The 10865-nt window shown below is 72.6% G+C and carries 6 protein-coding genes and 1 pseudogene; 6 read left to right on the top strand and 1 reads right to left on the bottom strand.

The genetic code is table 11. The features are described from left to right. From AB0K02_RS01130 to AB0K02_RS01120, 3 genes are all read left to right on the top strand, one after another. The coding region (locus tag AB0K02_RS01130; RefSeq protein ID WP_365990230.1) for a YncE family protein at nucleotides 1–983 on the top strand (983 nt) is incomplete at its 5' end. Between the two features lie 186 nt (nucleotides 984–1169). Beyond that, entirely contained in the window at nucleotides 1170–2606 is a 1437-nt protein-coding gene (locus AB0K02_RS01125; RefSeq protein WP_365990229.1) for an MFS transporter, read from the top strand. A gap of 143 nt (nucleotides 2607–2749) precedes the next feature. Further along, the gene (locus tag AB0K02_RS01120) at nucleotides 2750–7057 is read left to right on the top strand and encodes a trypsin-like peptidase domain-containing protein (protein ID WP_365990228.1); all 4308 of its coding nucleotides are present in this window, start codon (nucleotides 2750–2752) and stop codon (nucleotides 7055–7057) included. Nucleotides 7058–7111: 54 nt separating this feature from the next. Here AB0K02_RS01120 and AB0K02_RS01115 read toward each other — a convergent pair. Further along, nucleotides 7112–7564 (bottom strand): annotated as a pseudogene (locus AB0K02_RS01115) (response regulator); the annotation flags it as partial. 274 nt (nucleotides 7565–7838) lie between these two features. Between AB0K02_RS01115 and AB0K02_RS01110 the strand changes: the two are divergent. From AB0K02_RS01110 to AB0K02_RS01100, 3 genes are read left to right on the top strand one after another with little or no spacing between them, the layout of a single operon-like run. After that, on the top strand, nucleotides 7839–8693 hold the full coding sequence (locus tag AB0K02_RS01110; protein WP_365990227.1) for a MaoC/PaaZ C-terminal domain-containing protein: 855 nt from the start codon (nucleotides 7839–7841) through the stop codon (nucleotides 8691–8693). A 19-nt stretch (nucleotides 8694–8712) separates the two neighbouring features. Then, entirely contained in the window at nucleotides 8713–9789 is a 1077-nt protein-coding gene (locus tag AB0K02_RS01105; RefSeq protein WP_365990226.1) for a Zn-dependent alcohol dehydrogenase, read from the top strand. Between the two features lie 10 nt (nucleotides 9790–9799). Then, nucleotides 9800–10753, top strand: a complete 954-nt coding sequence (locus AB0K02_RS01100) for a 3-oxoacyl-ACP reductase (protein WP_365990225.1) — start codon at nucleotides 9800–9802, stop codon at nucleotides 10751–10753. Nucleotides 10754–10865: the final 112 nt, after the last annotated feature.

Raw genomic sequence — 10865 nt, 5'->3', positions numbered from 1 at the left:
TCGATACCGCCACGAACACCGTCATCACCACCGTCCCCGTCGGTGACGCCCCCACTGAGGTGGCGGTCACCCCGGACGGCACCCGCGCCTACGTCGTCAACAGCGATTCGGACAACGTGTCGGTGATCGATACCGCCACGAACACCGTCATCACCACCGTCCCCGTCGGTGACGCCCCCACTGAGGTGGCGGTCACCCCGGACGGCACCCGCGCCTACGTCACCAACAGCGGCTCGGACAACGTGTCGGTGATCGACACGGCCACCAACACGGTCGTCGACACGGTCACCGTCGGCGACGCCCCCTCCGGCATCGCGGTCACCCCGGACGGCTCCCGCGTCTACGTCGCCAATTTCGATTCGAACGACGTGTCGGTGATCGACACCGCCACCAACACCGTCATCACCACCGTCCCTGTCGGCGTCAACGCCGACGACGTGGCGGTCACTCCGGACGGCTCGCGTGTCTACGTCACCAATTTCGGCTCGAACGACGTGTCGGTGATCGACACCGCCACCAACACCGTCATCACCACCGTCCCCGTCGGCGTCAACCCCGACGACGTGGCGATCGGGACCGTCGCCCCGGACCGCACCCCGACCAGGCTCACCCTGAAGGTGGAAAAGAAGAAGAAGGGCAAGGACACCGTCAGCGCCCTGGGCGGCAAGGACGGCCTCACGCTGACGGCCAGGCTGACTGCCGGGGGCCAGTCCCTCGAAGGCGAGAGCATCGACTTCACCGCCGACTCCGTCCTGCTGTGCAGCGACACGACCGACAGCCGGGGCCGGGCCACGTGCCAGATCTCGCGCCAGAAGGACAAGGACACCTGCTACACGGCCATCTTCGACGGCGACGAGACGTACGAGCCCGCCACCGCCACCGTCTGCCGGGACGACCACGACAGCACGTCAAAACAGCACGAGGTGAGCAACCTCAGTGACCTGGCCCAGGCCGCCATGACCTCGGCCGGCTCGCACGGCTGACACCATCGCCGGTTCACCTGACGGTGCACCGAACAGGGAGCCCTCTCCATCACCAGCGAGGAGAGGGCTCCTCCGCGTCCTGCGCTCACCGTCGATCCGATGCGCCGTCATGCCGCCAACGGCGAGGTGACACGTACACCGATGTCCGGATGTACGGGCCGCTGGGCGTTTGCGACCATGACACGCATGGTCGCAGCCCGCTCACACACACAGACGTCCGTCCCGCCGTCCGCCGCCGCGCGTTCGGCACGCACCTGGGCGGTGATCCTCGCCGCGTGCGCCGGTCAGTTCCTCGTCGTGCTCGACGTCTCCGTGGTCAACGTCGCGCTGCCGTCGATGCGGGCGGACCTCGGGCTGAGCGCGACCGGGCTGCAATGGGTGCTCAACGCGTACTCCATCGCCTTCGCCGGGTTCATGCTCCTGGGCGGGCGCGCGGCCGACATCTTCGGCCGCAAGCGGATGTTCCTGGTGGGGCTCGGGCTGTTCACGGGCGCGTCGCTGGCGGGCGGGTTCGCGCAGGAGGGCTGGGAGCTGCTCGCCGCCCGTGCCGTGCAGGGCCTCGGCGCGGCCGTCCTCGCCCCGGCGACGCTCACGCTCATCACGGCGGCCGTCCCGCCCGGCCCCGCCCGTACGCGGGCCATCGGCACATGGTCGGCCGTCGGGGCGGCGGGCGGCGCGGCCGGCGGCCTCGTCGGGGGCGTACTCACCGACCTGCTCTCCTGGCGCTGGGTCCTCCTGATCAACGTGCCCGTCGGCGTGCTCGTCCTGGCCTGTGCGGTGGCGTGGCTGAGCGAGAGCCGCGTGGCCGAGGGCCGCCGCCTCGACCTGCCGGGCGCGGTCCTCGTCACCGGCGGCCTCGCGGCCGTCGCGTACGGCATCGTGCAGACGGAGGAGTCGGGCTGGGCCGAGAGCGGGACGCTGCTGCCCCTGGCCGGCGGTCTCGCGCTGCTCGGCCTGTTCGTGGCCGTGGAGGCGCGCACGGCCGCACCCCTGATGCCGCTGAAGGTCTTCCGCTCGCGCGCCGTGTCGGCCGCGAACGTGGCGATGACGGTCACCGGTTCGGTGTCGTTCGCCATGTGGTTCTTCATGACCGTCTACGCGCAGAACGTCCTCGGCTACACGCCGTTGGAGGCCGGACTCGCCCTGATCCCCAGCTCGTTGAGCATCGTCATCGGCTCCAAGCTCGCCCCGCGCCTGATGGTGCGCGCCGGCGCGCGGAACGTCGCGGTCCTCGGCGCGCTGATCGCCGCCACCGGATTCGGCTGGCAGTCGACGATGGGGGCGGACGGCGCGTACGTGACGACCATCGCGCTGCCGGGCGTGCTGATGATGACCGGCGTGGGTCTCGTCGCGACGCCGCTGGCCTCCCTCGCCACGTCGGGCGCGGCGCCCGGCGACGCCGGCCTGGTCTCCGGCCTCGTCAACACCTCCCGCACGATGGGCGGCGCGCTCGGTCTCGCGATCCTGTCCACCGCCGCGGCCTCCCGCACGGGCGGCGCGACCACGGCCGAGGCGCTGACCTCCGGCTACGCGCTGGCCTTCCGCACGGGCACCGGGGTGCTGCTGGGCGCCGCGGTCCTGATGCTGCTGTGGCTGCCGCGCCCGGAGCGGGCCGCGGCCTGACGTCGCTTCAGGTGCGGGGAGGACGAGGGTTCGCACAGGGCTTCATGTGGAAGGGGTAGGGCACGCGGTCGACCGGGGCGGGGGAGCCCCGAAGGGGGAGACATGGCGTATGCGGTGGAGCGGCCCGTGTCGGAGCGCGGCCGGTGAGCGCGTTGTCGCGGCAGCCCACGGAGGGCACCGGTCCCAAGTCGCTGGACGCGGCCGTCCTGCGGATCAGCGACGAGCACGGTGACGCAGTCGGCCTGGGCTTCCTGGTCTCCGACGAGCTCGCCCTCACCTGCGCGCACGTGGTCTCGGCGGCGCTCGGCGCGCCGGACGACGTGGAGCCCGACGCCTCCGTCCGGCTCCACGTCGACCTGCCGCTGCTGTCGTCCTCGGCGGAGGGAGTGACGGCCGGTGTCGTGCACTGGGTGCCGCCGCAGCGGTCCGGCGCCGGGGACGTGGCGGTGCTGCGGCTGGACGCGCCGCTGCCCGGCGCCCGGCCCGTCCGTCTGGTCGAGGCGCAGGACGTCTGGGAGCACCCCGTGCGCGCCTTCGGGTTTCCGGCCGGGCGTCCGGGCGGCGTGTGGCACGCGGGTGTCCTGCGGGCGCGTCAGGCCGACGGATGGGTGCAGGCCGACCTGACCGGCGAGGGCTATCAGGTCTCCCGCGGATTCAGCGGCACTCCGGTGTGGGACGAGAAACTCGTCGGCGTGGTCGGCATGGTGGCCGTCGCCGAGTCCGGCAGTCCCCCCGTGAGCTACCTGATCCCCACCGGCGGCCTGCTGACGGCCTGGCCCGAGATGCGCGGCCTGGCCCTCCCGCCGTCCCCGTTCCGCAGCCTCACGGCGTTCGAGGAGTCCGACGCACAGGTCTTCCACGGGCGGCGGGCCGAGAGCGACGAACTGGCCGCCGCGCTGGCCGCCGGGCGCTGGGTCTCCCTCGTCGGCCCCTCCGGCTCCGGCAAGTCCTCACTGGCCCTGGCCGGGGTGGTCCCCCGGCTGCGCGCGGCCGGAGCCTCGGCGGTCGTCCTGCGCCCCGCCTCCGGCAGCAGTCCGCTGTCCGCGCTCGCCGCCGCCCTGCTCCCGCTCCTGGAGTCCGAGCTGTCCGAGACGCAGCGGCTCGCACGGATCCCCGAACTCACCGGCCTGCTGCGGCGGCAGGGGCCGGCCGATGCCGTGGCACGGCTGCTGCAGGTCCAGGGCGGTCGCCGGCTGCTCGTCGTGGTCGACCAGTTCGAGGAACTGCTCGGCCTCGACCCCGCGACCGTGGACGAGCTGGCCGACGTGCTCTTCGCCGACGCCCTTCCGCCCACCGTCCGGGTGCTGGCCACGCTGCGGGCCGACTTCCTGGAGACCGCGCTGTCCCACCCGCGCCTCGGGCCGGTCGTCGGCCGGCACCTGTACGCGCTCGGCCCGCTGAGCCCCGAGCGGCTCCGCGAGGTCGTGACCGCGCCGGTCGACGCCGTCCCCGGAGTGCGCTACGAACCCCACCTCGCCGACCGCATCCTGGCCGACACCGGGACGGGCTCCGGCGCCCTGCCGCTGCTGGGCTTCACCCTCGACCTTTTGTGGCAGCGGCAGGAGGGCGGCCTGCTGACCCACCGGGCGTACGAGGAACTCGGCGGCGTCACCGGTGCGTTGAGCGCCCACGCCGACCGGGTCTGGGCGGAGTACGTGCCGAGGGAGGACGAGGAGGCGGCCCGTCGGCTGTTCACCCGGCTGGTGCGGATGCCGACGGGCTCGGCCGCGGCGACGCGACGCATGGCACTGCGCACGGAGCTGGGCGAGGACCAGTGGCGCATCGCCCAACGGCTCGCCGCCACCCGGCTGCTCGTCACCGGCCGCAGCGTCGAAGGCGCCGAGACGGTCGAACTCACCCACGAGGCGCTGATCAGCGGCTGGGACAAACTGGCCGCGTGGGCCGCCGAGGACCGGTCCTTCCTGGTCTGGAGGGAGTCCCTGCGGCACGACAGGGAGCGCTGGGAGCAGGCTGGACGCGACCCCGAGCTGCTGCCGACGGCCGTCGCGCTGGCGGGCGCCCGGCAGTGGCTGCGCGAGCGCGGCGAGGATCTGAGCGACGCGGAACGCGCCTACCTGGAGGCCGGGCGCACCCACCGCCGATCGCGGGCCCGCAGGCGCAGGGCGTTCCTCTCGGGGCTCGGCATCGTCGTCGTGCTGGCGCTGCTGCTCGGGACCCTGTTCGTGGTCACGCAGCGGGAGAGCGAGGAACGCGCGGCGCTCGCCGCCTCACGTGCCCTGGCGGGCGCCTCGCAGGACGAGGCGTCCGCCGACCCGGCCCGGTCGGTGATGCTGGCGCTCGCGGCGTACCGGGCCTCGCCGACGCAGGAGGCGCGCAACCAGCTGCTGCGGCAGTATCTGGAGCACTCGGACACCGAACGGGTCCTCACCGGAGCGCTGGGCACCTTCAAGACGCTTGCGGCGAGCAGTGACGGCAATGTGGTGCTGGCCTCCTCGCAGCTGGGCAGGGCGACGCTGTTCGTGCACGCGGCCGACGGGCGGGTACGCAGTGAACAGGTCGGCTCGGCCGGTCACGTGCGCTACCCCCTGGTCTCGGCGGACGGAACGCGGGCCGGTTACGTCCAGGAGGACGGCAGGGCCGCGTGGTTCGACGTGCGCGCCGATGCCGGACGTCCCGTGGGCCGGCTGCGCGAACTGCCCGCGGTGCCGGGGTCGACCACGGGCGCGAACGAGGACGTCAAGGCCTCGATGTCGCCGGACGGAAGGATCATCGCGTCCAAGGTGAAGGACCGTCTGGTCTGGTGGAACCTGGACAGCGGCGCCGTCGGGGGAGAGGTCCCCGCACCCGAAGGCATGATCTTCGACCTGTGGGTCGGTGCCGGTAACCGCACCCTGCTGACGCCCGTCTACGAGAACCTCAACGGCCTCTCGAAACAGGAGAAGATCGGTTTGCTGGCCGTGGACATGGCCACCGGCAGGCAGCGGGTGGTCGTGTCGGGAACGGAGGAGGTCCTGCTGTCCGGCGACCGCAAGGCGGTCGTCGCCTGCCGTGAGCAGGACGGCCAGTCCGTGCTGAGTCTCCATCGCGTCTCCGACGGGGCTCTGCAAGGGGGTCCGTACCGGGAGAAGGAGGAGAGGTACCGGACCGATCTGTGCTCGGCGGATGCCGTGGACGCGACGGGACGCTTCGTCGTTCTCGGACTCGGCCATCTGCGCCTGCTGGACCTGGCCCGGAACACGGTGGTCTCACGGAGCGCCGACCCGGTCGAGCCCGTCCGGTTCCTCCCCTACGAGACCCTGGTGTCGACCGGCGGACAGCTCCTGCACCTCCAGTACGACGACAACGCGATCACCTACACCGAGGTGCCCAGGTCGGGGGACCACGTGCTCGACGTGGGCCAGCAGACACTCACCGACGACGGCAGCAGGACGATCACCGTCCTCGCCGACGGATCGCGCATCCAGCTGCGGCCCTCGGACGCGCACGACGAGCGCGTCCTCGCCGAGGCGCGGCGGTCGAGACCGCACTGGAAGCCGGAGCGGGACGACCTGCTCCAGACGAACGGGGACGGAACGCTCGTCGCCGACCGGGAGGGCAGGAACGCGGTGTCCGTCCGGGAGGTCGCGACGTTGCGGGAACGGACGAGAATCACCGCCGCCGAGCCGCCGCGCCTCGGGGCGGGGCCGCCGATCCGGGGAGGCGGCGGAGGTGTCCCCTACCGGCCGGCCCCGCAGTGGGACTTCCGCTACTTCTTCGACCACAGCGGGCGTCTGGTCACCGTATCGGGCACCGTGGTCCAGCAGTGGGACACGCGCACCGGCAGGCAGCTCGCGCGCTTCGACGCCGGGGCCCTCCTTCGCAGGATCGCGGGCAAGGAGGAACCGGATGCTCTGATCGGCGGCTATCCGGCCCCGGACCGGGTCACCGTGACCGTTCAGGGCGATCCTGTCGTCCGTGTCGTCGATGTCACCACGGGTCGCGTCGCGGCCGAGGTGCGGACCACCGAGGACGTCCGCGCCGTCCAGTTCGAGTCCACCGGCCGCTATTTCGCTGTGATGCGCCGGGGAGCGGTGGTCGAACTGTGGCGGCGCTACCCGACACCCCGCAAGGTGCTCGGGCCGCTGCGCAGCGTCGGAGAGGACTCCGCCACCCCCTGGGTCGCGGGCTTCCTCGCCGACGGCCGCTACCTGATCGCCGCCGACAGCTACGTGCGGATCTACCGGGTCGACGGGCGCGCCGCCACGGACTCCTACGAGTTCGGCGGCCGGCGCAGCGCCGGCATGGAACCGCACGCGTTCCTGGACGTCTCCAAGGACGGAAGAACCGTGATCCAGTCGAGCGCCGGCGGGATGGGCGGGCCCCTCACGCTCGACGCCACCGCGTGGCAGCGCGCGTTGTGCGAGGTCATCGGCCACCGCGCGTTCACGGAGGACGAGGTGAGCAGTCTGCCGGTGGAGATTCCGGAGCGAACGGTGTGTCCCGCGCCGTAGCGGAGGCGGCGGGTCGTCAGGCGCGCCCGTACGCGGCCGCGCCGTAGCCGGTCACGGCCCGTTTTGCTCCCCCGCCGCCGCGGCCAGCACCGGATCGATCACGGTCTCGCCGGTCAGTGCCCGGCGGATCGCCTCGGCCAGTTCCTCGACCGGGCCGTCCTTCACCAGGAGTCCGGCCGCTCCGGACTCCAGGGCCTGGCGCAGGAGCCCGGGCCGGCCGAAGGTCGTGAGGATCAGCACGCGGCAGTCCGGCACCTCTTTGCGCAGCTCGGCCGCCGCGCCGAGGCCGCTGAGGCCGGGCAGTTCGCAGTCGAGCAGTGCCACGTCGGGCCGCCGGTTCAGCGCCGTGTCCACGATCTCGTCACCGCGACCCACCTGGGCGACCACCTCGATGTCGTCCTCCATGCCGAGGAGTAACGCGAGCGCGCCGCGCGTGGTGCTCCGGTTCTCGGCGATCAGCACCCGTACGGACCTGGCGGGTCTGTGCTCCCGCGGCATCTCGTCCACGGTGTCAAGGGTATGACCGCCCGCCCCGGCCCGCCTGTCGTGGCGGGCGGGGGAGGTCCGGCGGCGCACCGGGCCGTCGCGTTCGTCGGCGGGCATCTCGCGGACTGACGCACCGTCAGCCGTCTTCCCAATGCCATGCCGCTGCGTTATACATAGGCCCATCGGCCTAGAACGCGTTCTAGAACGGTCTGGGCCCTGTCCGGGCGACCTCGGTGCGGCCGACGGTGCGGACGGCCGTGCCGAGGTCTTGAACCCCTCGAGGAGCAGCAGCCCCATGCCCATTGACCCTGCCAGGGCCCTCGCCGCCGAACCCCGCTCGACCACGATCCGCTGGGATCACAAGGACGTCCAGCTGTACCACCTCGGCGTCGGGGCGGGCATCCCGGCCACCGACCCCGACGAACTGCGCTACACCCTCGAATCCAGGCTTCACGTCCTGCCGAGCTTCGCCACCGTGGCGGGCGCGGGCATGGGTGTCGTCGGCGGGCTGTCCGCGCCCGGCATCGACATCGACCTCGCCGCCGTCCTGCACGGCGGCCAGCGCATCGCCCTGCACCGCCCCCTGCCGGTCAGCGGCACGGCGACCTCCACGTCACGCGTCGCCGCCGTGTACGACAAGGGCAAGGCGGCGGTCCTCGTCCTGCGCACCGAGGCGGCCGACGACGAGGGGCCGCTGTGGACCGGCGACGCCCAGCTCTTTATCCGCGGCGAGGGCGGATTCGGCGGCGAACGCGGCCCCTCCGAGCGCCTCGCCGTCCCCGACCGCGCGCCCGACCGGACCGTCGAGCGGGTGATCCGCGAGGACCAGGCGCTGCTCTACCGGCTCTCCGGCGACTGGAACCCGCTGCACGCCGACCCCGAGTTCGCCAAGCTCGCCGGCTTCGAGCGGCCCATCCTGCACGGGCTGTGCTCGTACGGCATGACGCTCAAGGCCGTCGTCGACACGCTCCTGGGCGGCGACGTCACCAAGGTCCGCGCGTACGCCACCCGCTTCGCCGGCGTCGTCTTCCCCGGCGAGACCCTGCGCATCCGCATGTGGCGGCACGACGACGGCGTCCAGGTGTCGGTGACGGCGGTGGAGCGGGACGAGGCCCCGGTGCTCGCGGACACGATCGTCGAACATTCCTGACCCTTTGAAGGGATCCGCCATGCGCGCAGCCGTACTCCACGAGACAGGCCAGGACAAGCTCGAAGTCCTCGACGACGTCGAGGCGGTGGGCTTCGGCCCGGGCAAGGTGAGGATCCGCGTCCGGGCCACCGGACTGTGCCACTCGGACGTCTCCGCGATGAGCGGCGTCCTGCCGCAGCCCGCCCCCTTCGTGCCCGGCCACGAAGGCGCGGGCGAGATCGTCGAGGTAGGCGACGGGGTGGCCGGCCTGGCACCGGGCGACCGCGTCCTGCTGTGCTGGCTGCCCGCGTGCGGCGCCTGCCCGTCCTGTCGGCGCGGGCAGCCGCACCTGTGCCTGGCGGGGTTCATGAACGCGGGCACGCCCAACTTCGCCCGCCCCGGCGGTGACGTCTTCGGCTTCGCCGGCACCGGCACGTTCGCCGAGGAGGTCGTCGTCGACGCGGGCTGCGCGGTGCCCATCCCCGACGACGTGCCCTTCGACATCGCCGCGCTCATCGGCTGCGGCGTCACGACGGGGCTCGGCGCGGCGATCAACACCGCACAGGTGCAGGCTGGTTCGTCCGTCGCCGTCATCGGCTGCGGCGGTGTCGGCATCTCCGCGATCCAGGGTTCAAGGCTCCAGGGCGCGGCCGAGATCGTCGCGGTCGACCCGGTGGCATCCCGGCGTGAGGCGGCCCTGCGGTTCGGCGCGACCGAGGCCGTGGCCCCCGACGGACTCGCCGACGCCAAACAGCGCGTCACCGCGGGCGAGGGCTTCGACTACGTCTTCGAGGTCGTCGGCCGGTCCCAGACGGCACGGACCGCGTACGAGACGACCCGGCGCGGCGGAACGCTGTGCGTCGTCGGCGCCGGCGCCATGGACGACCACCTCCAGCTCACCATGTTCGAGCTGTTCTTCGACGAGAAGCGCATCCTGCCCTCCCTGTACGGAGGCGGTGACGTGCTGCGCTCCTACGAACGGGCCATCGCGCTGTGGCGGGCGGGCCGGATCGACCTGGAGTCGCTGATCACCCACCGGGTCCCGCTGGCCGGGATCAACGACGCCCTGGCGCAGATGCGCAGCGGCGAGGCCCTGCGCACGTGCGTCGAGATCTGAGGGGGTCGCGATGGCACTTCCTCTGGCGGGCCTCACGGCCGTCGTCACCGGTGCCGGCCGGGGCCTCGGCCGCGCGGAGGCACGGGAACTGGCACGGCTCGGCGCGGCCGTCGTCGTCAACGACTACGGGCAACCGGGCCATGGGGGCACCTCCCATGCCGAAGGCCATGGGGGAGGCAGCGGCGACGCGTCGGCAGCGCCCGCGGAGTCGGTCGCGGCCGAGATCCGCGCGGCGGGCGGCCGGGCGGTCGCCCACCTCGGCGACGTCGCCGACTTCGAGACAGCCAGGGGTCTGATCGACCTGGCCGTGTCGGAGTTCGGCAAGCTCGACATCCTCGTCAACAACGCGGGCATCCTGCGCGACCGCATGATCTTCTCGATGTCCGAGAGCGAATGGGACTCGGTGGTCCACGTCCACCTGAAGGGCCACTTCACCACGACGCGCTTCGCCTCGGAACACTGGCGCACACGCGCCAAGGCGACGGGCGCGCCGGTGTACGGCCGGATCGTCAACACCGCGTCGGAGGCGTTCCTGGCGGGTTCGGCGGGCCAGCCCAACTACGCGGCGGCCAAGGGCGGGATCGTCGGCCTGACGACGTCGTCGGCGCAGGCGCTGGCGAAGTACGGGGTGACGGTGAACGCGATCTGCCCGCGGGCGCGGACCCGTATGACGGCGGACGTCTTCGGCGCCCCGCCCCCGGGCACGACCGACCCCCTCTCCCCGGAGCACGTGGCCCCTCTCGTGGGCTACCTCGCGTCCCCGCCGGCGTCGGTGGTCACCGGCCAGGTGCTGGTGGTGCACGGGGGGATGGTGGCGGTGATGGAACGCCCGCGGGTGGCTGCGAAGTTCGACACGGCGAAGGACATGTTCACGTACGAGGAACTGGAGTCCGTGCTGACTCCCCACTTCGACGGCGACGAGTCGTTCGCGGCGCGCGAGGTGCTGTCGCTGAGGAGGGGGTAGGGGGCGGGGTGACGCCGCCTGCGAGGCTGGTGTGTGCGGCGGTGTTGTCGGGGCTCTGCCCCGAGCCCCGCGCCTCAATCGCCGGCGGGGCTTGATTGGCCCCTGTGCCTGG

It is taken from the genome of Streptomyces sp. NPDC049597, from assembly GCF_040675505.1.
Lineage (GTDB): Bacteria > Actinomycetota > Actinomycetes > Streptomycetales > Streptomycetaceae > Streptomyces.
The sequence above is the reverse complement of the archived record's forward strand: the minus strand, read 5'-3'. Positions and strand labels throughout refer to the sequence as shown.

What these genes read in the sequence shown, in the direction of transcription:
- AB0K02_RS01125 (WP_365990229.1), top strand. Translation starts at nt 1,170, where the DNA reads ATGGTCGCAGCCCGCTCACACACACAGACGTCCGTCCCGCCGTCCGCC.
- AB0K02_RS01110 (WP_365990227.1), top strand. Translation starts at nt 7,839, where the DNA reads ATGCCCATTGACCCTGCCAGGGCCCTCGCCGCCGAACCCCGCTCGACC.
- AB0K02_RS01105 (WP_365990226.1), top strand. Translation starts at nt 8,713, where the DNA reads ATGCGCGCAGCCGTACTCCACGAGACAGGCCAGGACAAGCTCGAAGTC.
- AB0K02_RS01100 (WP_365990225.1), top strand. Translation starts at nt 9,800, where the DNA reads ATGGCACTTCCTCTGGCGGGCCTCACGGCCGTCGTCACCGGTGCCGGC.